15 protein-coding genes and 2 pseudogenes are annotated in these 23,199 nt (G+C 52.6%); 9 read left to right on the forward strand and 8 right to left on the reverse strand.

What is annotated here, in order from left to right:
* Window positions 1–252 precede the first annotated feature (252 nt).
* The 5 genes and pseudogenes from pqiC to rlmKL form a co-directional block, all read right to left on the reverse strand.
* Window positions 253–810 (reverse strand): membrane integrity-associated transporter subunit PqiC, encoded by a 558-nt coding sequence (gene pqiC / locus ACQ86O_RS22400; protein ID WP_431222913.1) that lies wholly within the window; start codon window positions 808–810, stop codon window positions 253–255.
* Window positions 807–2,453: an intermembrane transport protein PqiB gene (gene pqiB, locus ACQ86O_RS22405; RefSeq protein WP_431222914.1), complete on the reverse strand. Its 1,647-nt coding sequence runs from the start codon at window positions 2,451–2,453 to the stop codon at window positions 807–809. Before pqiB ends, pqiC begins: the two co-directional genes overlap by 4 nt.
* Window positions 2,440–3,711 carry a membrane integrity-associated transporter subunit PqiA gene (pqiA, locus tag ACQ86O_RS22410; RefSeq protein WP_431222915.1) on the reverse strand — a complete coding sequence of 424 codons (1,272 nt, stop codon included), beginning with the start codon at window positions 3,709–3,711 and terminating at the stop codon, window positions 2,440–2,442. Before pqiA ends, pqiB begins: the two co-directional genes overlap by 14 nt.
* Window positions 3,712–3,827: 116 nt before the next feature.
* Window positions 3,828–5,731, reverse strand: a pseudogene (locus ACQ86O_RS22415) (ABC transporter ATP-binding protein).
* Window positions 5,732–5,736: 5 nt separating this feature from the next.
* Entirely contained in the window at window positions 5,737–7,857 is a 2,121-nt protein-coding gene (rlmKL, locus tag ACQ86O_RS22420; protein ID WP_431225806.1) for a bifunctional 23S rRNA (guanine(2069)-N(7))-methyltransferase RlmK/23S rRNA (guanine(2445)-N(2))-methyltransferase RlmL, read from the reverse strand.
* A 102-nt stretch (window positions 7,858–7,959) separates the two neighbouring features.
* On the opposite strand from rlmKL, the gene ACQ86O_RS22425 reads away from it, so the two are divergent.
* On the forward strand, window positions 7,960–9,063 hold the full coding sequence (locus ACQ86O_RS22425) for a YcbX family protein (RefSeq protein ID WP_431222916.1): 1,104 nt from the start codon (window positions 7,960–7,962) through the stop codon (window positions 9,061–9,063).
* A gap of 26 nt (window positions 9,064–9,089) precedes the next feature.
* Here the strand turns inward: ACQ86O_RS22425 and ACQ86O_RS22430 are convergent, their stop codons facing one another.
* Window positions 9,090–9,638 carry a cell division protein ZapC gene (locus ACQ86O_RS22430; RefSeq protein WP_431222917.1) on the reverse strand — a complete coding sequence of 183 codons (549 nt, stop codon included), beginning with the start codon at window positions 9,636–9,638 and terminating at the stop codon, window positions 9,090–9,092.
* 174 nt (window positions 9,639–9,812) lie between these two features.
* Window positions 9,813–10,822 (reverse strand): annotated as a pseudogene (pyrD, locus tag ACQ86O_RS22435) (quinone-dependent dihydroorotate dehydrogenase).
* Between the two features lie 334 nt (window positions 10,823–11,156).
* Between pyrD and ssuE the strand changes: the two are divergent.
* Genes ssuE through ssuB form a run of 5 tightly spaced genes read left to right on the forward strand, consistent with a single transcriptional unit; the run spans window position 11,157 to window position 15,467 of the window.
* On the forward strand, window positions 11,157–11,735 hold the full coding sequence (gene ssuE / locus ACQ86O_RS22440) for an NADPH-dependent FMN reductase (protein ID WP_431222918.1): 579 nt from the start codon (window positions 11,157–11,159) through the stop codon (window positions 11,733–11,735).
* A 22-nt stretch (window positions 11,736–11,757) separates the two neighbouring features.
* Complete coding sequence (locus ACQ86O_RS22445) at window positions 11,758–12,729, forward strand: sulfonate ABC transporter substrate-binding protein (protein ID WP_431222919.1); 972 nt, start codon at window positions 11,758–11,760, stop codon at window positions 12,727–12,729.
* A 16-nt stretch (window positions 12,730–12,745) separates the two neighbouring features.
* The gene (gene ssuD / locus ACQ86O_RS22450) at window positions 12,746–13,891 is read left to right on the forward strand and encodes an FMNH2-dependent alkanesulfonate monooxygenase (protein WP_431222920.1); all 1,146 of its coding nucleotides are present in this window, start codon (window positions 12,746–12,748) and stop codon (window positions 13,889–13,891) included.
* Between the two features lie 11 nt (window positions 13,892–13,902).
* Window positions 13,903–14,697 carry an aliphatic sulfonate ABC transporter permease SsuC gene (ssuC, locus tag ACQ86O_RS22455; protein WP_431222921.1) on the forward strand — a complete coding sequence of 265 codons (795 nt, stop codon included), beginning with the start codon at window positions 13,903–13,905 and terminating at the stop codon, window positions 14,695–14,697.
* A complete protein-coding gene (gene ssuB, locus ACQ86O_RS22460) occupies window positions 14,694–15,467 on the forward strand; it encodes an aliphatic sulfonates ABC transporter ATP-binding protein (RefSeq protein WP_431222922.1) in 774 nt (257 codons plus the stop codon). The genes ssuC and ssuB overlap by 4 nt, the downstream gene beginning before the upstream one ends.
* A gap of 30 nt (window positions 15,468–15,497) precedes the next feature.
* Here the strand turns inward: ssuB and pepN are convergent, their stop codons facing one another.
* Window positions 15,498–18,113: an aminopeptidase N gene (gene pepN, locus ACQ86O_RS22465; RefSeq protein WP_431222923.1), complete on the reverse strand. Its 2,616-nt coding sequence runs from the start codon at window positions 18,111–18,113 to the stop codon at window positions 15,498–15,500.
* 319 nt (window positions 18,114–18,432) lie between these two features.
* Here pepN and ACQ86O_RS22470 point away from each other — a divergent pair, with 319 nt between their 5' ends.
* The 3 genes from ACQ86O_RS22470 (at window position 18,433) to asnS (ending at window position 23,196) form a co-directional block, all read left to right on the forward strand.
* Window positions 18,433–20,133: a GGDEF domain-containing protein gene (locus tag ACQ86O_RS22470; RefSeq protein WP_431222924.1), complete on the forward strand. Its 1,701-nt coding sequence runs from the start codon at window positions 18,433–18,435 to the stop codon at window positions 20,131–20,133.
* 253 nt (window positions 20,134–20,386) lie between these two features.
* Window positions 20,387–21,592, forward strand: a complete 1,206-nt coding sequence (gene pncB / locus ACQ86O_RS22475; protein ID WP_431222925.1) for a nicotinate phosphoribosyltransferase — start codon at window positions 20,387–20,389, stop codon at window positions 21,590–21,592.
* 203 nt (window positions 21,593–21,795) lie between these two features.
* Window positions 21,796–23,196: an asparagine--tRNA ligase gene (gene asnS / locus ACQ86O_RS22480; RefSeq protein WP_431222926.1), complete on the forward strand. Its 1,401-nt coding sequence runs from the start codon at window positions 21,796–21,798 to the stop codon at window positions 23,194–23,196.
* Window positions 23,197–23,199: the final 3 nt, after the last annotated feature.

A 23,199-nucleotide genomic window follows, 5' to 3' on the forward strand; every position in this document is an offset into this window, starting at 1 on the left:
TTACTTTGGTGGAAAGAAAACAATGGCCGCATGAAATACAGCCACCTTTAAGCAATAGCGCTAAATGACGAGAAGATCAATATTGAGATTTCACACCAATGTCATATTTGTGAACTATGTACGGCGAATGGGCTAAGTGGCTGATAAGCCTAATGCGCTGATAACCAAATGATTCAAAACAAAAAAATCCCGGCGAGGCATTTTCATGTTCCTCTCCGGGAGAAGGTTAGACTGTTTTGCTACAAGCTATGACTAATGGCGAGCAACCTGAGAGGCTATCTCCTGCGCCTCCTGCAACCACCCCTGAGCCAACGTACGAACCAGAGCGTCATAACCGTCTTCACTCTGCGTTAATTCCAGATTGAATGGGCGCTTGATCAGATTGCCTTGATGATTCAACACCCATTCACCTCGGATGATCGCTTTGCCATCATAGCGGCCATGGAAGCCGCTGATGGTGACGTTAAGAACATCCTGATCGCTGCTCATCGGCTGTGATGACACCACCCAACCCGGCAATGCACTGCCCAGGTTGGCCACCAACGTCTGTTGTAGCTGTTGATCCAGCGGGCTGGCCCACAGGTTATTCTGCCCAATGACAAACTGCACATCGTTGGTCTGATATACCACGCCGCTTTGCGCCAGGAAATCGGCCACGCTGACATGCTCCAGCCACAGCTGGCGCGATGCCGGGGTTCCACTCACCTGAACCGGAGTACCCAATGCCGGCAACTGATAGTAGGTTTTGTTTGGCGTACTGCTGCAGGCACTCAGCAACAGCGCCATAACTACCGGGATCCATTTCATCATTTATTGGCCTTCTTCGGCTGAGGGTCGTCACTGCCCGCGGCTTCAAATACCAGGGCGTTACTCTTATCGTTCAACGTGCGCAGCACCGGCTGCAGCTCACGCAGCACTTGATCAAGGCGTTGCATATCACCCACCATCTTGTTGTAGGCAGGTGACCCTGGTTGGAACCCTTTCATGCTGCGATTGAGTTCCTGCAGGGTTTTCTGCATATCCGCTGGCAAGGCTTTCATCTCTTTACTGGCGATGATGTCGTTGAGCGATTGCATGGTTTTCTGCGTATCCCGCATGGTTTTCTGGCTTTCGGCCAAGGTTTTGGTCGCTTCATTGATCATCGGATTAAGCGGCATCTCGTTGATCTTATCCAGCGTCTGCATCAGTTTCTGCTGGATCTGCGCCAAGCCACCGCTGGTGGTTGGCAACAGTGGGTAACCAAACAGCTCATACGGCCCTTTCCACGGTTTTTCTTGCGGATAGAAATCCAGATCGATATACAGCGAACCGGTCAACAGGTTGGCTGATTTCAATGCGGCCCGCATACCACGCGACTTGGCGTCCTTCAAATGCTGCTCAATGTCGAATTTGCCCCCCACCTGTTTGCTAAAGCGCTCAGGTTCGATACGGATCAGCACCGGGATACGGTAGTCGGTATCCAGCCGCTGGCGCATGCCTTCTTTATAGAAAGGCACTTGCCCCACGGTACCAAGGCGAATGCCACGGAATTCGACCGGCGCGCCCGGTTGTAACCCACGGATCGAGTCTGAGAAGAACACCAGATAATCGATATGTTTGGTATACAAAGAATCCTGAATATTGCGCTGGCTGTCGAACAGGGCAAACTCGGCCTTTTCTTTTACCTGTTCTCCGCGATCCCAACCTTCCGGCACGTCAAAACTCACCCCGCCACCAAATAGCGTTGCCAACGAGCCCATTTCTACACGCATGCCCTGCGCAGACATATCAAAGGCAACTCCGCTGTCTTTCCAGAAGCGTATATTGCTGGTTATCAACTGATCGTAAGGCGCAGAAATAAACAGCTGATAACGCATTGAACGTAGCTTAGGATCGAAATAGCTGGTTTCTACCGAACCAACACGGTACCCCCGGAACAGCACCGGATCGCCAGCATTCAACTGACCGGATTTATCACTGTCCAGAATTACACGCAGCCCTTTGGCATCGGGAGAGGCCAGCGGCGGAGAATCAAGCAGCTGGAAACGGCCCTTCCCATCTTTGCCTTTGCTGCCCGGTTGCAATTCTATGTAGGCTCCTGAGAACAAAGTTCCCAACCCAGAAACCCCTTCACGGCCAATCTGCGGTTTCACTACCCAGAAGGCAGTATCATCACGCAGCAGCTTTTCCATGCCGGAATTCAGCCGTGCCTGTATCAATACCTTGCTCAAGTCATCACTTAATGTGACGCTTTCCACCATGCCAACATCAACACTACGGCTCTTTATCCTGGTTTTTCCCGCTTCCAGCCCTTCAGCAGAAGTGGTGATCAACGTCACTTCCGGGCCTTGATGGCTGAAGTGATAAAACAGGATCCACGCACCGATCAACGCAGTCACGATAGGAATAATCCACACCGGCGACCAGCGTTTGATCTTTTCAACATCCGCGACGCTATGCTTACTTTCCGTCACCTTGCGGCTCCTTCTTTATTGTTTCATTTGCTCGATCCCAGGTCAGACGAGGATCAAACGTCATGGCAGCAAACATTGTGAGGATAACCACCATGGCAAATAACAGCGCGCCAATGTCAGGATAAATACTCATCAATTGTCCCATTCGTACCAATGCTGACAGTACGGCAATAACAAACACATCGATCATTGACCAGCGGCCAACAAACTCGACAACTTCATAAATCAGATGCATCCGCTCACTATCGGCTCTGGGCTTGCTTTGATGATTGGCATCCAGGCATAGCCAGCCAATCGCCAGCATCTTGAGAGAGGGGACCATAATACTGGCAATGAAAATCACCATAGCGACAGGATAAGAGCCTTCTCCCCACAGCAAAATCACCCCGGCCATGACGGTAGAAGGCATTTTATTGCCCAAGGCCTCAGTAATCATGATAGGCATCAGCATCGCCGGGATATACAGCATCACCGAAGTCACCAACAGCGATAGCGTCCATTGCAGGCTATGGCGGCGGCGTGCATAGCCTACCGTATAGCAGCGCGGGCATACCTTCTGTGGTTGCGGCAGGATAGCGGTACAGCAGGAGCAGGAACGTACCCCTTGATTGAGCCCTGTGCGGCCAACCTGCAGCGGACGATCAATTTTGGGGGCCGGTTCAATGTCCTGCCACAACCAGCGGCGGTCAACACACTGGAAGGCCCGTACCTGCAACAGACAAAACAGACAATAAGGAATAAAGCTGGTACCAATGCCGATATCGCCATAGGCCATCAGCTTGACGAAGCTGACCAATACGCCAGCCAGAAAAATTTCTACCATACACCAGGTTTTAAGCTGGAACAGGATCTTGGCCATCCAGGTTTTCAGCTTCTGCGGTAGCCGTGCTCTGGCGCACAACAAAATGATCGCCAGCATGCAAAACGCCGGGATCAGTTGCACAAAAACCATAAACAGCGTGGCCATGCTGGCATAATCTTCTGCCACCATAACTTCTGGGATTTGGATCAATCTGATTTCATTACCAATACCGGCAACGCGCATATTGATAAATGGAAAGATATTTGCCAACAACAGCATGAACAATGCGCTGAGGGCATAGCCGATCGGCTGTTTACGCGGCTCTGCCCAACGGGCGCTGAGCGTGGTTTTACAACGGGGGCAAACGGCCTTTGAGCCAAATGCCAAAGGCGGCAGCGCCACCAGCATATCGCATTGTGGGCACAGCATCAGGTCATCGTGCTGCTGGTCATTCATGGAATGACTATGCTGCTTGTGATTTTCGAGAGAACACACCATTTTCCTCCTTAACAGCGTCGCTCATCGGTGCAGCAATCGTTGCCCGCAGCAGCGTGCGGGCAAACTTTTACCGATCAGCCGTTTTTCATTGCTTCCAACTCTTCCCACCGAACAAAGGCTTGTTCCAGTGCCTGTTCAGCCTTGGCAAGATCTGCCAGTACCTGCTGTGTTTCACTGTGTGGGCGGGAGAAGAACCCGCCGTCACTCACTTGTGCCTGCAAGGCTTCGATATTTGCCTCCAGCTGTTCCAGCCGCTGGGGCAACTGCTCCAGTTCACGCAACAGGTTATAACTCAATTTGGCTGCAGTTTTCTTAGGCTGCTCGATTTTTTCTCTGTGGCTGGTTTGGCCTGCTCTGTGGTTACCTGGCGGATCGGTTTGGCCGTGGCACGTTGATGATGAGCATCGTAGTAGCCGCCGACATAAGTATCGATCACACCGTTACCTTCGAAGATCCAGCATTCAGTCACCGAGTTATCAACAAATTGACGATCGTGGCTCACCAGTAATACCGTCCCCTGATAACCATCGATCATCTCTTCCAACAATTCCAGCGTCTCGACGTCCAGATCGTTGGTTGGTTCATCGAGGATCAGCAAATTACTGGGTTTCAGGAATAACTTGGCCAGCAGCAAGCGGTTACGTTCCCCACCCGATAACGCTTTTACCGGCGTCATCGCACGCTTTGGATGGAACAGGAAATCTTGCAGATAGCCTAGCACATGGCGCGAGCGGCCATTGACTATTACTTCCTGCTTACCTTCCGCCAGGTTGTCCATCACCGTTCGTTCCGGATCCAGCTCGGCGCGGTGCTGGTCAAAATAAGCCACTTCCAGCTTGGTTCCACAATGCACCCGCCCGCTGTCAGCTTTTAACTGACCGAGCATCAGTTTCAGCAAGGTCGTTTTACCGCAGCCGTTTGGCCCTACCAAGGCGATTTTATCACCGCGCTGCACCTGGGCGCTGAAACCACGCACCAGAACCTTGTCGGCAACCTGGTAGTTGACGTCTTCCATCTCAAACACAATCTTGCCAGAGCGCACCGCTTCTTCCACCTGCATCTTGGCAGTACCCATCACTTCACGGCGCTGTGAGCGTTCGTTACGCAACGCTTTCAGTGCGCGGACTCGCCCTTCGTTACGGGTGCGGCGAGCTTTGATGCCCTGGCGGATCCAGACCTCTTCCTGTGCCAGCTTGCGATCGAATTCAGCGTTCTGCAGCTCTTCCACCCGCAGCGCCTCTTCTTTGCTTTCCAAATACAGTTCGTAATTACCCGGCCATGACACCAGTTTGCCGCGATCGAGATCGACAATGCGCGTTGCCATATTGCGGATAAACGAACGGTCGTGGGAAATGAACACGATGCTGCCCTGGAACTCTTTCAGGAAACCTTCCAGCCAGTCGATGGTGGTAATGTCCAGGTGGTTGGTCGGTTCATCAAGCAATAACACGCGCGGCGAACTGACCAAAGCCCGGCCAAGCGCAGCCTTGCGCAACCAGCCACCAGAGAGGGAGGAAAGATCCGCATCACCATTGAGGCCTAATTGCAGCAGCACTTCGCTGATGCGGCTATCAAGCTGCCACAGCCCCTGATGATCGAGGATCTCCATCACCTGAGCCATGCGCGTCAGATTCTTCTCGCTGGGATCCAGCTCTACCTGATGTGAAATCGCGTGATAAGCCTTCAGATGCTCCGCCTGCTCTGCTACCCCTTCGGCAACAAAGTCAAAGACCGTGCCGCCAATATTACGCGGAGGATCCTGTTGCAAGCGGGCCACAATCAGATCCTGTTCGTAAATGATACGCCCGTCGTCCAACGGGATCTCTCTGCCGAGGATCTTCAGCAAAGTGGATTTACCCGCCCCGTTGCGGCCGACCAGACAAACGCGTTCATTGTCTTCAATATGAATTTCGGTGTTGTCTAACAAAGGTGCATCGCTGAAAGAGAGCCAGGCACCGGACATGCTGATTAACGACATAGTAATTATTTTCCTTCGCCAGCGTGGGTCACCAGCCAGCAGTTGTGTATCTGACGGTTACGGGCAAAGTCCTGTGAAAGCGTCTGGGCGGTAATTTCTTTCGCTTCCAGACCCAACGCATTCAGACCAGCCAGATCCATCTGGAAACCGCGTTTGTTATTGGAGAACATGACTGTCCCATTACGACGCAGTAACCGCTTCAAATCTTTCATCAGCGCCAGATGATCGCGCTGTACGTCAAAGGTATTCTCCATTCTCTTGGAGTTGGAGAAGGTTGGGGGATCGATAAAGATCACATCAAACTGTTCGTCGGCATGATGCAGCCATGACAGGCAATCCGCCTGGATCAATCGGTGCTGTTTGCCGGTAAGGCCGTTAACCCGCAGGTTCTTCTCCGCCCACTCAAGATAGGTGCGTGACATATCCACGGTAGTCGTGCTGCGCGCCCCACCCAACCCGGCATGTACGCTGGCGGTGCCGGTATATGCAAACAGGTTGAGGAAATCTTTGCCTTTGCTCATCTCACCCAGCATACGGCGGGCGATGCGGTGATCGAGGAACAGCCCGGTATCAAGATAGTCGGTCAGGTTGACCCACAGCTTGGCATTGAACTCTTCCACCAGCAGGAATTCACCCTTCTGTGCCAGTTTTTCATACTGATTCTTGCCCTTCTGGCGTTCACGCGTCTTCAAAACCAGTTGGTTAGAAGGCAACTCCAGCACTGCCAGAGTGGCATTAATCACATCAAACAGGCGTTGGCGCGCTTTCTGCGCATCAATGGTTTTCGGCGGCGCGTATTCCTGTACCACGACTTTACTGCCATAGCGATCCACCGCGACGTTATACTCCGGCAGATCGGCGTCATACAGGCGGTAACATTCAATCCCCTGCTGCTTGGCCCATTTATCCAGCTTCTTAAGGTTCTTGCGCAGTCGGTTGGCAAAATCTTCAGCCACCTGCACACCCGCAGAACCCTGCGGATTCTCCGCCAACTGGTAGTTTTTCTGTACGCAGTCCAGCGGGCCATTTTTCGCTTTGAACTGGCGCTCTGCACGCAGCTGCAAGCAACTCAACAGTTCAGGTGAGGCGCTGAACAACGAAAGTTGCCAGCCGCCAAAGGCGCTCTTCATGATACGCCCCAGCATATTGTGCAATGCGATCAGCGCCGGTTCGCTCTCAAGACGTTCACCGTATGGCGGGTTGCTGACCACAGTCCCGACCGGGCCTTCCGGCAGTGGATTGGTCAGTTTGCTGACGTCGTTGACGTTAAAGGTGATCAGTTCAGCCACACCAGCGCGGCGAGCGTTGCCCCGTGCCATCTCGATGACTCGGCGATCGATATCTGAGCCGAAGAAACGTGAGGTGGTTTCCTGCAAACCACGACGGGCCCGCACCTGCGCTTCGGTGATCACTTCACGCCACAGTTCGGCATTATGCCCATTCCAGGCGGTAAAGCCCCAATGATGGCGATGTAACCCAGGCGCGCGATCGGAAGCGATCATCGCCGCCTCAATCAGCAGAGTACCCGAGCCGCACATTGGATCCAGCATCGGCGTCCCCGGCTGCCAGCCGGAACGCTGGATGATGGCCGCCGCCAGGTTTTCTTTCAACGGCGCCTGGCCGGTCAGATCGCGGTAACCACGTTGGTGCAGGCCTTCGCCGCTAAGATCGAGCGCTACGCTGGCCATATCACGCTGCAAGAAGACATTCACACGAATATCGGGCTGCTGTTTTGCTACCGTTGGCCGCTCTTCGAGCTTGCGGGTAAAGCTGTCCACAATGGCATCTTTCACTTTCAACGCGCCATATTGGCTGTTACGGATCTCTTCGTTGACACCGCTAAAGTGAACGGCAAAAGTTTTATCCAGGCCAAACACCGTCGGCCAGTCAATCGCCTGCACCCCAAGATACAAATCCAGGTCGCTATGCACACGGAATTCATTCAACGGCAACAAGATACGCGAGGCCAGGCGGCTCCACAGCAAGCTTTGGTACAAAAGACGATCGTCACCCTGAAAATGTACCCCACCCTGCACCACTTTGCAGGCGTGAGCGCCCAGCGCTTCCAGTTCGCTTTTTAACAGTTCTTCCAGTCCACGCGCCGTGCTGGCAAACAGAGAGTTCATATCGTGCTTATCACCAAAAAGAAAATTGTTGCGCATTATAGCTAATCCAGACCGCTTGTCATAAAGTTGCTCCCTTCTATTTCAAAATCGCACGGAGGCAGGGTGATCACGCTTTCCCGACTTTACGTTCATCCGGTCAAATCGTTACGGGGTTTACAGCTTTCTCACGCTCAGGCATCCAGCAGCGGCCTCGCTTTTGATCGCACCTTTATGATCACTAAACCTGACGGAACCTTTATTACTGCACGCCAATACCCGCAAATGGTGCTTTTCACGCCAGCCTTGCTGGCCGATGGCCTGTTTTTGACTGCCCCAGACGGTGAGAGTGCCACTATCCGTTTCAGCGATTTTGCTGCGCAGCCACACCCAACTGAGGTTTGGGGCAACCATTTCACCGCGTTGATCGCCCCGCAAGCCATCAACCTCTGGCTAAGCGGCTACTTCCAAATGGAAGTCCAGTTGCGCTGGGTCGGGTCTGAATTAACCCGCCGGGTCAAACAACACCCGGAGATCCCTCTGTCTTTTGCCGACGGCTTTCCTTATCTGCTGATTAACGAAGCCTCGTTTCAGGATCTACAGCAGCGCTGCCCAAGCAGCATCAAGCTGGAACAGTTTCGGCCAAATTTAGTCGTCACCGGTAGCCCTGCCTGGGCAGAAGACGGCTGGCAGGTGATCCGCGTTGGCGATGTGATGTTTGATCTGGTGAAGCCTTGCAGCCGGTGCATTTTGACGACCGTCAGCCCCGAGCGTGGCCGTAAGCACCCGAGCGGCGAGCCGCTGAGCACGTTGCAGCAATTCCGTACCGCCGATAATGGCGATGTCGACTTCGGGCAGAATATGATTGCCCGTAACAGCGGTATCATTCGCATCGGCGATGGTGTTGAAGTGCTATCCAGCAAACCTGCCCGGCCATATGGCGCAGGCAAAGTGGTCGAAAGCCTACAGGCACCGCAAGACAGCACCAACAGCGTGACGATTGAATATGAAGGAAAGGTGTTTACCGGTAACAACCAGCAGATATTGCTGGAACAGCTGGAGCAGCAGGGAATTCGCATCCCTTATTCCTGCCGGGCAGGCCTTTGTGGCAGTTGCCGAATGACGCTGGTCGAGGGGGAAGTCGCACCGCTGAAGAAAAGCGCAGTGACCAACAATGGCACTATTCTCTCTTGCAGCTGTATTCCTAAAAGCGATTTGAAGCTGGCATGACCCGGCTGGCGTTTCGCCGCCGGGTATCACACCGCCCTGTCGTAAGCCGGGGCAGAGAGTTCGTCCGAGATGCAGGGTTTCAGGCGATCGTGCATCACTTTAATTGCGTCCCCGAGCACCATGGTGCGGCCAGCCAACGTTAACTGATTCTGTGCCAGCAGGCATAGGCTGGCATTGTCACCGGCCTCAACAACCAGTAGGCGCGCCTCTTCACCGCTGTCCATTACCTTCACCGCCGCCAGCTCACCATTCTTTGGCTGTAACGGATAGTGTTGCTGAGAAAAATGCCAGCTTTTAGGCATCAGGGGTTTAAGAAAACGAAAAGCCACCAGCGCATTTAATACCAGCTCAGCACGTTGTTCATGGCTGAGTTTTATCTGCTTACACTGATCTTCATAATTAAAATAGAGCGCTGCGTCATCAACGCAGAAAGCACATTCAGCAAAGGCATCTGGGGTTAACATTTTTGCAGGAAAACGTGAGCGGAAGATCATACCATTGGCTAAATCAAGCATCAGCCGATCGTGTTCAGCGTCAAAATACCAACGCCAATTGTCGTCAGGTTTTATCTTCATTTGTTATTCCTTCTCGCCACTTGCCAATGCTGCATTACCCAAAACGGTGATTTTATCACCATAACAGTAGCCTAAACATCGGATAATTCCGCGAAAGATATTTACGCTAACGCACAAAATATAGACGAGCCGGGGAAAGAAATAAACCCCCGGCATAAAATGAAGGGAAAAATATTAGATATGGGTAACGATATCTTTAATCAAACCTGGCCCATGGAAGATAAATCCGGAATAAATTTGTACCAGAGTTGCCCCGGCATCCATTTTTTCTCTGGCGGCGGTCAGAGAATCAATTCCACCAACGCCGATAATCGGCAGACGACCTTGCAGCTCCTGTGACAAACGGCGGATCACTTCGGTGCTGCGTAACTGGATCGGACGGCCACTTAACCCCCTGCCTGTTCGCAATAATTCAATCCCTGGATCAGTTTACGATCGAGCGTGGTATTGGTTGCGATGACGCCATCTATATTATGGCGAACCAAACTGTCCGCTATTTGGATCAACTCTTCCTCGGAAAGATCCGGCGCGATCTTTACCGCCACCGGCACATATTTGTGATGACGGGCGTGCAATTCAGTCTGTTTATTTTTAATCGCCGCCAAAAGATCGTCCAGCGCTTCACCATACTGTAAGGATCGTAATCCTGGGGTGTTGGGTGAAGAGATATTAATCGCGATATAACCAGCATACGGATAAACCTTATCCATACAGATCAGATAATCATCTTTACCTTGTTCTACCGGCGTGTCTTTATTCTTGCCGATATTAATCCCCAGAATACCGCCAAAATGGGATTTCTTAACATTTTCAATCAGATTATCTACGCCATGGTTGTTGAATCCCATGCGGTTAATCAGCCCTTCTGCTTCAACAACGCGGAATAAACGCGGTTTGTCATTACCCGGTTGTGGACGTGGAGTGACGGTACCCACTTCGACGAAGCCAAAGCCCATAGCGCCAAAGGCATCGATACACTCACCGTCTTTATCCAGGCCTGCAGCCAACCCTAATGGGTTTTTAAAAGAGAGCCCCATACAGTTGACCGGCTTGGTCGGCACTGACTGACGGATAAAAAACTCTAATGGAGTGCCGGTAATACGGCGAAGCTGGTTGAAGGTCAATTCATGCGCGCGCTCGGGATCGAGCTGAAATAACGCCTTCCTGATGATGGGGTAGTACATGTACTCTCCTAATGTCCCGGTTATACCCGTCATCTTTCAAGCTACAGCGCGCTTAACCAAGCATCTGGCCGCAACTTGAAGTTCACAGGGTATCGTGGCAAACCGGGGGCGTATTATCCGGTATCCCCTTACGAATTGGAATTGATTAAAAGCAAAAAAAGCGCCTTTTACGCAATCGTTTTCCTGCCGTGGCCCCACATCCCCTGCCTTTCCCCATTTACGCATATAAAAATCCAAAAATGAGATTTAAAAAAAGCCCCCTTTTGCTGTTAGTTTTAAAACACTTTACGAACATTACATTAACATTCATAACTTTTAGCTATAAGGAGCGGCAATGCGCGTTATTTCCCTGGCAGGTAGCCCAAGAAACCCCTCACGCTCTACGGCACTGTTACAACTGAGCCAACGTTGGTTACAGCAACAGAATGTTGAAGTGATCCCCTATACCCTGCACGACTTCCGTGCCGACGATCTGCTGCACGCCAATTTTAACAGCCCGGATATCAAAGCATTTTCCGCGCAGTTGGCAACCGCCGATGGCCTGTTGATCGCCACGCCGGTTTACAAGGCTTCCTTTTCTGGGGCACTGAAAACCTTAATCGATTTACTGCCTGAGCGGGCCTTGGACCACAAAGTGGTTTTACCGCTGGCCACCGGGGGGTCCATCGGCCACATGCTGGCGGTGGATTATGCGCTTAAACCGGTATTAGCGGCGCTGAAAGCCCAGGAAGTGCTGCACGGTGTTTTCGCTGATGACAGCCAGGTGGTGCTCAGCGGTGAACAGTTCACCCTGGCTGAAGGGGTGACGGCTCGCCTGGTCGAAGCGTTAGAAAGCTTCTATCTGGCCCTCAACCGCCGCAAACCTGCGACGTTAAAAACCGCCACTTCCCTATTAGCCCGGCAAACAGCCTGAAGAACTTTATAAGGAAATAATCATGTCACTATCTTCTTCTTTGCGACATTGGTTCAACACCGGTGCGTTAGCCACGATTGCCACGCTAGCTTTCGCCAATGCCGCTATTGCACAGAGTCATGCCCCTGACCAGTTCCGCGTAGGCTACCAAAAAGGCTCCGTTAGCCTGGTGCTGGCTAAAACTCATCAATTGCTGGAGAAACGCTTTCCCGACACCAAAATAAGTTGGATCGAATTCCCGGCTGGCCCGCAAATGCTCGAAGCACTGAACGTCGGCAGTATTGATCTTGGCAGCACCGGTGATATTCCACCGATCTTTGCGCAGGCTGCCGGGGCCGATTTGCTGTATGTCGGCGTCGAACCACCAAAACCCAAGGCGGAAGTGATCCTGGTACCGGAGAACAGCCCAATCCGCAGCGTTGCCGAACTGAAGGGCCATAAAGTGGCTTTTCAGAAAGGCTCAAGTTCGCACAACCTGCTATTACGGGCGCTGCAAAGGGATGGCCTGAAATTTACCGATATCAAACCAGTCTATCTGACACCGGCCGATGCCCGTGCGGCATTCCAGCAGGGTAACGTTGATGCCTGGGTTATCTGGGATCCCTACTACTCTGCCGCATTATTGCAGGGCGGTGTTCGGGTGCTGACAGATGGCAGCCAATTAAACCAGACCGGTTCCTTCTATCTGGCAGCTCGCCCCTACGCCGAATCCAATGGTCCCTTTATCCAGCAAGTGCTGGCGGTGTTGACGCAGGCTGATGCGTTGTCACTCAGCGATCGAGCACAAAGCATTACGCTGCTGGCCAATGCCATGGGGCTGCCGGAGGCAGTGATCGCCAGCTATCTCGATCATCGCCCGCCAACGGCTATCAAGCCATTGAGCGAAGCAACGATTACTGCACAACAAAACACCGCCAATCTGTTTTTCGCCAACCGGCTGGTTCCGGTGCAGGTGGATATTTCTCAACGCGTCTGGCACCCAGCCGCACAATAATCAAGGAGTGAATGTTATGAGTATTAACGTGTTCTGGTTCTTACCTACTCACGGAGATGGCCACTATCTGGGCACTTCCGAAGGCGCTCGCGCCGTAGACCATAGTTATCTGCAGCAGATAGCCCAGGCCGCAGACCGGCTTGGTTTCGGCGGTGTGTTGATCCCTACAGGCCGCTCTTGCGAGGATTCCTGGCTGGTCGCCGCTTCATTGATCCCAATCACCCAGCGGCTCAAGTTTCTGGTCGCACTGCGCCCCGGCATCATTTCTCCGACGCTGGCGGCAAGGCAGGCCGCCACGCTAGACAGGCTTTCTAATGGCCGTGCGCTATTCAATCTGGTGACCGGTGGCGATCCGGAGGAACTGGCAGCCGAAGGCTTACACCTTAATCATGCGGAACGCTACGAAGCCTCGGCCGAATTTACCCATGTATGGCGCAAGGTGCTGGAAGGTGAAACCGTGGATTTCGACGGTAAACATATTCATGTTAAAGGCGCCAAGCTGTTATTCCCCCCGGTTCAGCAACCTCGCCCTCCTTTGTACTTTGGCGGATCCTCTCCCGCAGCACAGGATCTGGCCGCCGAGCAGGTCGAGCTATATCTGACCTGGGGAGAAACACCCGCGCAGGTGAAAGAGAAAATTGAAGAAGTGCGAGCCAAGGCGGCAGCCGTTGGGCGTAAAGTCCGCTTCGGCATCCGGTTGCACGTTATCGTACGGGAAACTACCGAAGAAGCCTGGCAGGCGGCCCACCGTCTGATTGCCAATCTGGATGAACAAACCATTGCCGATGCGCAACAGGCCTTCAAGCGCTATGACTCCGTCGGTCAACAGCGAATGGCCGCTTTGCACGGCGGTAAGAAAGACAATCTGGAAATCAGCCCCAACCTGTGGGCCGGTGTCGGACTGGTGCGCGGCGGAGCGGGCACCGCCTTGGTGGGCGATGGCCCAACGGTGGCGGCGCGTATGCAGGAATATGCCGATCTGGGGATAGATACCTTTGTCCTTTCCGGCTACCCACACCTTGAAGAAGCCTATCGGGTGGGGGAATTGCTATTTCCACACCTTGATCTGGCTTCCGAGCCGCCAACGCAACTGCGCTCAATCACACCGCAGGGTGAAACAGTCGCCAATATCTATGCTCCACAAAGAGTATCGCAAAGCTGAGGAGAGAAACGATGGCAATCGGTGCACGACACATCCTGCACCGGCTGGCCCCCTGGGCCTTGCCGGTAGCGCTGGTGATTGGCTGGCAAACCGCCGTAGAGGCGGGCTGGTTATCAAACCGCATTTTACCCGCGCCAAGCGCGGTAGTGACCGCCTTCTGGGCTTTGGTCAAGAGTGGTGAGCTGTGGCAACACCTGACTATCAGCAGTTGGCGCGCACTGATTGGTTTTAGTATCGGCGGCAGTATCGGATTGATATTGGGCTTGATTACCGGTTTATCCCGTTGGGGAGAGCGGTTGCTCGACAGTTCGGTACAAATGATCCGTAATGTGCCACATCTGGCCCTGATCCCGCTGGTGATCCTGTGGTTTGGTATCGATGAGTCAGCCAAAATCTTCCTGGTCGCGCTCGGTACGCTATTCCCGATCTATCTGAACACCTATCACGGCATCAAGAATATCGATCCTGGTCTGCTGGAAATGGCACGCAGTTACGGGTTGAGCGGGTTTGGCTTGTTTACGCAAGTGGTCTTGCCTGGCGCACTGCCTTCGATCATGGTCGGCGTGCGTTTCGCCCTCGGATTTATGTGGCTGACGCTGATCGTTGCCGAGACCATTTCCGCTAATTCGGGGATCGGTTATCTGGCGATGAATGCCCGTGAGTTTCTTCAAACCGACGTGGTGGTGGTAGCCATAGTGCTGTATGCCCTGCTCGGCAAACTGGCTGATACCAGCGCGCAATTGCTTGAGCGTGTCTGGTTACGCTGGCACCCGGCCTATCAACTGAAATCAGGAGAAGCGCAATGACAGCACCGACCCGCATTCCACAGGGGACGCCTATCACACTGGAGTCGATAGGCAAACGTTATGGCAACCGTACGGTTTTGGATAATCTGCAATTGCGTATTACCGCTGGCCAGTTTGTGGCCGTGGTTGGCCGCAGCGGCTGTGGTAAAAGTACCTTATTGCGCCTGTTAGCTGGGTTGGAAACGGCTAGCCACGGGACATTGTTGAGCGGTAATGCGCCTCTCAGCCAGGCCAAAGACGACACCAGGCTGATGTTTCAGGATGCCCGCCTGCTGCCGTGGAAAAAGGTTATTGATAACGTCGGCCTTGGCCTGCGTGGCAATTGGCGTGAGGATGCATTGCAAGCGTTAGCCACCGTCGGGCTGGCAGATCGCGCCAATGAATGGCCAGCCGCCCTGTCTGGCGGGCAGAAGCAACGTGTTGCCCTGGCCCGCGCATTGATCCACCGCCCACGCCTGCTGTTGTTGGATGAACCCCTGGGGGCGCTGGATGCATTAACCCGCATCGAGATGCAGGGACTGATTGAAGATCTCTGGCAGCGACATGGCTTCACCGTGCTGCTGGTTACGCACGACGTCAGTGAAGCGATAGCTCTGGCCGATCGGGTATTATTAATAGAAGAAGGACGTATCGGGCTGGATCTGACCGTCGATTTGCCTCGGCCTCGCCGCAGAGGTTCGGTAAAGCTGGCAGAATTGGAAGCCGAAGTGCTGGCAAGAGTGTTATCGCCCCCGCCTGCGGTTGAAACCGCCCACCGGGCGGCGAATTAAACAGGGGACGGCCATGCCGTCCCCAATTCTTTATGCGTCTAACGCCTTGGCGATCTTCTCATACAGGTCACCAGACAGGTTCTCCAGCCCCTTCAACTGCTCCAACGCCTGGCGCATCAAGGCCTGACGTGAAGCATCGTAACGTTTCAGGCGGATCAGCGGTTCGATCAAGCGTGCGGCCACTTGCGGGTTACGCTGGTTAAGATCGCTGAGGATCTCCACCAGGAACTGGTAGCCGCTGCCATCTGCCGCATGGAAAGCTGCAGGATTGGCAGAGGCAAAACCCCCGATCAGTGAACGCGTACGGTTTGGGTTACCCAGGCTGAATGAACGGTGTTGCAACAGGGCCCGCACTTTGCTGAGCACATCTGCCGCCGGGCTGGTGGCTTGGAGCACAAACCATTTGTCCATCACCAGGCCATCCTGATGCCAGCGCTGGTCAAACTCTGTCATCAGCGCATCACGGCAAGGCAACTGAGCCCCTACCGCAGCAGCCAATGCCGCCAGCGAATCGGTCATATTATCCGCCTGACGGAACTGCTGTATGACCAGCTTATCGGCCTGCTCGGCATCACCGAATGCCAGATAGTGGAGACAGGTGTTGCGCAGTGAACGCTTGGCGATATCACTGTGTTCAACGCGATACCCCTCAGTTTTGTTAGCGTGATACACCGCCAGCCATTCATCGGCCATTTCCTTAGCCAGACAGCGGGTGATCGCTTCATGTACCGCGCTGATCGCTTCGGGATCGATGGTGGTGAACAGCTCGGCAATTTCGTTTTCCGAAGGCAACGTGAGGATCTGTGCCGCCAAGGCAGGATCCAGCGTCTCATCCAGCAGCACTGCACGGAAGGCATCCGCAACGTGTAACGGCAACGATAGCGGTTGTTTCTGTTGATATTTGGCCACGTTCAGCTTGATGTAATTGGCCAGCAGGCTTTGCGCTGCATCCCAACGAGAAAACTCATTGCGGGCATGCTGCATCAGGAAAGTCAGTTGTTGATCGCTGTACGGATAATCCAGCTTGACCGGAGCGGAGAATTCACGCAGCAATGAAGGCACTGGCTTGTGTGCCACCGCATCAAACACAAAGGTCTGTTCAGCAGCGGTCACGTTTAAAACGTTGTTCACCGGCGAGCCGTCTTTCTGCAAGGCGATCACGTTGCCTTCGCTGTCATAAAGCTCAATATCCAGCGGAATATGCAATGGCAGCTTTTCTTGCTGATCGGCCGTCGGCTCAGTTTTCTGACTGACATGCAAACGATACTGCTGCTGTTCGGCGTTATAATCATCGCGCACCGTCAACAGTGGCGTACCAGACTGGCTATACCAGCGACGGAACAGCGAAAGATCGACATTGGAGGCATCTTCCATCGCCTGAACAAAATCGTCACAGGTGGCCGCACTGCCGTCATGACGTTCGAAATACAGCTGCATCCCCGCCTGGAACTGCTGTTCCCCCAGCAGCGTATGCATCATGCGGATCACTTCCGAACCCTTCTCATACACGGTCAGTGTGTAAAAATTGTTCATTTCAATGACTTTGTCTGGCCGGATAGCGTGTGCCATCGGGCTGGCATCTTCGGCGAACTGCGCACCGCGCATCACTCGCACATTATCGATGCGGTTAACCGATCTTGAACCGAGATCTGAGCTGAACTCCTGATCGCGAAATACCGTCAGCCCCTCTTTCAGGCTAAGTTGGAACCAGTCGCGGCAGGTGACGCGGTTGCCGGTCCAGTTGTGGAAATATTCGTGGCCAATCACCGCTTCAATATTCAGGTAATCTTTATCGGTGGCGGTTTCCGCCTTCGCCAGCACATATTTCGAGTTAAAGATATTTAACCCTTTGTTTTCCATCGCCCCCATATTGAAGAAATCGACGGCAACGATCATGTAGATATCCAGATCGTATTCCAGGCCGAAACGGGTTTCGTCCCATTTCATCGAATTCTTCAGCGAGGTCATTGCCCAATCGGCACGATCCAGATTGCCACGATCGACAAACAGCTCCAGCGCCACTTTGCGCCCAGAGCGTGTAATGAACGTATCGCGCAGCACGTCGAAATCACCGGCAACCAACGCAAACAGATAGCAAGGTTTCGGGAAGGGATCCTGCCACTGCACCCAGTGACGCCCATCTTCCAATTCCCCTTCAGCCACCCGGTTGCCGTTCGACAGCAGGAAAGGATAACGCGCTTTATTGGCCACGATACGCGTAGTAAAACGGGCCAGCACATCTGGACGATCCAGATAATAAGTGATATGGCGGAACCCTTCGGCTTCACATTGGGTGCACAGCGCTTCGCCAGACAGATATAACCCCTCCAGGGCGCTATTTTTTGCCGGGTGAATCTCGTTAACAATAGTCAGGGTAAATTGCGCAGGCAACTGCTCAATAATCAGTTGGTTATCCTGTTGTTGATAAGCGCTCCACGGCTGCCCGTCGATCTGAATACTCACCAGCTTCACATCTTCGCCATTAAGCGTCAGCGGTGCCCCCGCTGCGCCCTGACGCTTGATCTGGCTGACTGCGGTAACACGCGTAGTGTCAGCGTCCAGTTCGAAATTCAAATCGATATCGGTAATGGTGTAATCCGGTGCACGATAATCGTGGCGAAACTTCGCCTGTGGCTGTTGTGTCATAAAAACCCTTCGACGTGTCAGTGAGTTATAGGTTACGAGCCCACAGAATGGGATGGCCCGATTGTGAATAAACTGTATCACAGCTATGAAAAAAACCCAGAGCAGGCAGCGAGTCACACCAAGATTTCATTCACCGGTCATGGGCAAACGCTGTTTTCTGACGAGCTTTGGCTCCCCAGACACTTTGATCAACTTCACAAACAGCATTTTATGCTTAAGCAGGCCGCTCGTGGCCTGCAGGCGCAGCGACTTTACTGAGGCAGCCCGGTTGCCACAATGTTATAATTTCACTCCCGGCCGGCAGGAGAAACGGATTAGCATGCAAGTAAAATATCTGATCTATTTCTTCACTTTTGCCATCATGCTCTCCTTTGGCGTTTTTATTTCCAATGAGCTGGTAGAAGCGCAAAACAGCTATACCCAAAGCCAGGAAAATCTCTATAAAATCAGCCGTGCCAAAGAGGTTTCTGAAGCCTTCCAGGCTACATTGCTCGCACACCGATTAAAAAGATTAAGTCTGGTGAGCAAATCTGTGACCGAAAACCAATGGAAGATTGCCGACGAGCAGGCACGTAGAAAAATAGCGATTGTACAATCGCATGTCGGTAGTGAAATTTCATTGCGGCAAGGCGTCAGACAAAAATTTGCCATCCTTTCCATGATCAATCTGATGGAGAAGTTGCTGGATAACGATTCGCGGCAACTGTCGCAAGTCAACGATGCCAATACCAATTTGTTCAATATCAACAGCGCCTATTATATCGTTCAGACTACCAGAACCTTTTATCGATATACTTATGACACCCGGATGATTGATGCAGACTCCTTTCTGTTTTTGGAGTCCATTCGTCTTAATAACCGTTTGAATATGTCCGTAACGGAACTTATCGATCAGATTATCGACGTTAATCTCGACGGTGTGGGCCGCCAGGACGCCTATCTGAAAGCCATTCAACTGACGGGAGTGCTGAACTCACTCAGCACCCGCTTAGCCTTTATGAAATTAGCCTATAGCGACCCACAGATATCCGCGTTGGTCGGCCAACTGCAGCAGAGCATCTCCAGCGAACGGATCGACAGTATTTCCGAAGGTTTGTACCGGGCCATTACCCAGAACACCGGTTATAACTCCGATTTTATCTATGACTACATCAAAGAGTTGAGCCAGCTTTCACAGCAGCTTTATCAACGCAGTTTTGAGCTGGAGATTGCCGCTTCCGAAGCCAAGATGTATGACAGCCAAACGGCTATTTATGGCATGATCTCTTTAGGTTGGCTGATTACCTTGTTCATACTGTTACCCTCCTTGATCTTTTGCTCCAACATCAGCCGCTGGCTGACAAAAACCCATAACAATATCCTGCGCTTGTCTAAGGGCGACCTGAACATTGATAACAACGAGACATTTTACAGTAAAGAGCTGATCGCCATTAACGATGCCATCACCCAGTTGAAACAATACAATCAGGTGAAGATCGCGTTGGAAAACGAAAAACATGTGCTGATCAAAGAACTGGAAGCCTCGTCATTTCTCGATCCACTGACCAATATCTATAACCGCCGCAAATTTTTCCTCGAGTGCGAAATGCTCGCGGCCAACACTTATCCTCAGGCGTTTTGCCTGATCGATATCGACAACTTTAAACGGTTAAATGATACCTACGGCCATGATATTGGCGATCGTGTCCTGGTGATGTTCGCTCAGCTGTTACGCAACACTTTTCGTTCCAGCGACATTTTCTGCCGCTACGGTGGAGAGGAGTTTGCTTTGCTACTGGGTCACTGTACGCTGGAGAATGCCCGCAGCGTAATGGAGAATCTGCGCGAGGAAACTCGCCAGCTCTGCCTGGAACTGGTCAACGGAAAACGAGTGCGCTTCACCATCAGTTGTGGCATTGCCGCCGTGGTGAGCCTCGAAGAACTGCATCCAGCGATCAAAAAGGCTGACGAAGCGCTGTATTACTGTAAGAAAAGCGGCAAGGACAAGGTCAGTATCTATACGCCAACCGGGTTCATCTGAATCCCTGTTTAAAATAATTAACCTTATAATTTCTATCGTTAAATTGACTAAGTGATTCAGCTTATTGGATTATTTGACTTTTATTCCCCTACGCAACGCCCCCACCCAGACAAAGGCACGTTTAATCCTCGACCCCTTCCAGTCATTTGTGGTGTGATGTGGCTTCAATAATAGGATAATCCGGGTATACTCCCCCACTTTTTATGATTATCCGGGTTTGGACACGCGCCTGACGAGGATGCTGTAACGCGATATGAATCTATACGCTTCCCCGATTTTGACCTCATTGCTTGATACTGATGCCTACAAGCTTCATATGCAGCAAGCAGTGTTTCATCGCTACCCCGCAATTACCGTTGCGGCGGAGTTCCGTTGCCGTGGTGACGAACTGCTGGGCGAATATGCCGACGAGATCCGAGCCCAGATTGCCATCATGAGCAAGCTGGCGCTGACCGAAGCGGAATTTCGCTATCTCTCTGGCCTGACTTTCTTCCGCCAGGATTACCTGACCTGGCTGCGTGATTTCCGTTATGACCCGCAACAAGTCACCATCGGTAATCTTGACGGTAAACTGCAGATCCGTATCGCTGGCCCCTGGCTTGAAGTGATCATGTGGGAAGTTCCTTTGCTGGCAGTAATCAGTGAAGTGGTTCATCGCCACCGGTCACCGCAGGTCACACCAGAGATGGCGGTAAACCAGTTGCGCAGCAAACTGGCCCAGTTCAAACAAATGAGCGGGGATATTGATATTTCCCGCTTCAAATTGATGGACTTTGGCACCCGCCGCCGCTTCTCGCGAGAAGTGCAACAGGCCATCGTCACAACGCTGAAAGAGGAATTCCCTTATCTGGTCGGTACCAGTAACTACGATCTGGCGCACCAGTTAGATTTAGCTCCGCTGGGCACTCAGGCCCATGAATGGTTCCAGGCGCACCAGCAGATCAGCCCGGTGCTCGCCAACAGCCAACGTGCGGCGCTGCAAGCCTGGCTAGACGAATACCCCGATCAGTTGGGTGTGGCGCTCACTGACTGTATTACCATGGATGCGTTCCTGCGTGATTTCGGTATGCAGTTTGCCCAACGCTATCAAGGGTTGCGACACGACTCGGGCGATCCCATCGAATGGGGTGAAAAAGCCATTGCTCATTACCAGAAGCTGGGTATTGATCCGCTGAGCAAAACGCTGGTGTTTTCCGACAACCTGGACCTGGACAAGGCGTTGGCGCTGTATCGCCACTTTGATCGGCGTATCAATCTGTCCTTCGGAATTGGCACCCGTTTAACCTGTGATATACCCGGCGTCAACCCGCTGAATATCGTGATCAAACTGGTTGAGTGCAAAGGCAAACCGGTAGCCAAACTTTCAGACAGCCCAGGCAAAACCATCTGCCAGGACCAGGCGTTTGTGAAAGCCTTATGCAAAGCCTTCGACCTGCCATTGGTTAAAAAAGCCAGTTAATGATACAAGCCGGTGAGCCCGTTCTCGCCGGTTTCGCTTTTCTTCCTTTATATAGCTCCCCTTTTTACCCAACCTCAATAAATGTTGCGCCATTGCGATGATTTCTGCTTGTGCTCTGCAACGCGGCAAGTAACATAGCAACATCCCCAAATTCTTGGGTTGTTAGCCTATTTGTGAACCAAAACTTATAAAGAGAGAAATCTATGAGCGTAGTGCCTGTAGTCGACGTACTGCAAGGTCGTGCTGCGGTTGACAGTGAAGTCACCGTGCGCGGTTGGGTACGTACCCGGAGAGATTCTAAAGCTGGTATCTCCTTCCTCGCCGTTTATGACGGCTCCTGCTTTAATCCGTTACAGGCCGTCGTTAATCATTCTCTGCCGAATTATCAGGATGAAGTTCTGCACTTGACCACCGGCTGTTCCGTTGAAGTGACCGGCACCGTCGTTGCCTCCCCTGGCGAAGGCCAGAGTTTCGAGCTGCAGGCAACGTCCATCAAGGTGGTTGGCTGGGTTGACGATCCGGATACCTACCCGATGGCGGCTAAACGCCACAGCATCGAATATCTGCGTGAAGTGGCCCACCTGCGCCCACGCACTAACCTGATCGGTGCAGTTGCCCGCGTCCGTCACACGCTGGCACAGGCGATCCACCGCTACTTCCATGAAAACGGCTATTTCTGGGTTTCTACCCCGCTGATTACCGCCTCGGATACCGAAGGTGCTGGCGAAATGTTCCGCGTTTCTACTCTGGATATGGAAAACCTGCCGCGCACGGATAAAGGCACTGTCGATTTCAGCCAGGACTTCTTCGGTAAAGAGGCTTTCTTGACCGTATCTGGTCAGTTGAACGGCGAAACCTATGCCTGTGCGTTGTCCAAGGTTTATACCTTTGGCCCCACCTTCCGCGCCGAGAACTCCAACACCAGCCGCCATCTGGCCGAGTTTTGGATGATCGAACCTGAAGTGGCCTTCGCTACGCTGGACGATGTTGCCAGTCTGGCCGAGGGCATGCTGAAGTATGTCTTCCAGGCGGTACTGGATGAACGCGCCGACGACCTGCAATTCTTCGCTGAGCGGGTAGATAAAGACGCCATTGAACGCTTGAAGCGTTTTGTCAGCTCTGACTTTGCCCAAGTGGATTACACCGAAGCCGTCGAGATCCTGATCGCTTCTGGCCAAACCTTCGAAAACCCCGTCTCCTGGGGTATCGACCTTTCATCGGAACATGAGCGTTATCTGGCCGAACAGCACTTCAAGGCGCCGGTAGTGGTAAAAAACTACCCGAAAGACATCAAAGCCTTCTATATGCGTATGAATGAAGACGGCAAGACCGTGGCGGCCATGGACGTATTGGCACCGGGCATTGGCGAAATCATCGGTGGTTCACAGCGTGAAGAACGCCTCGATGTACTGGATCAGCGCCTGGAAGAGATGGGCCTGAATAAAGAAGATTATTGGTGGTACCGCGATCTGCGCCGTTATGGCACCGTGCCGCATTCAGGCTTTGGTTTAGGTTTTGAACGTTTAATCGCCTATGTGACCGGTGTGCAAAACGTGCGGGATGTGATCCCATTCCCTCGCACCCCACGTAACGCAAGTTTCTAATTA

This window comes from Serratia sp. L9, from assembly GCF_050632285.1.
GTDB lineage: Bacteria > Pseudomonadota > Gammaproteobacteria > Enterobacterales > Enterobacteriaceae > Chania.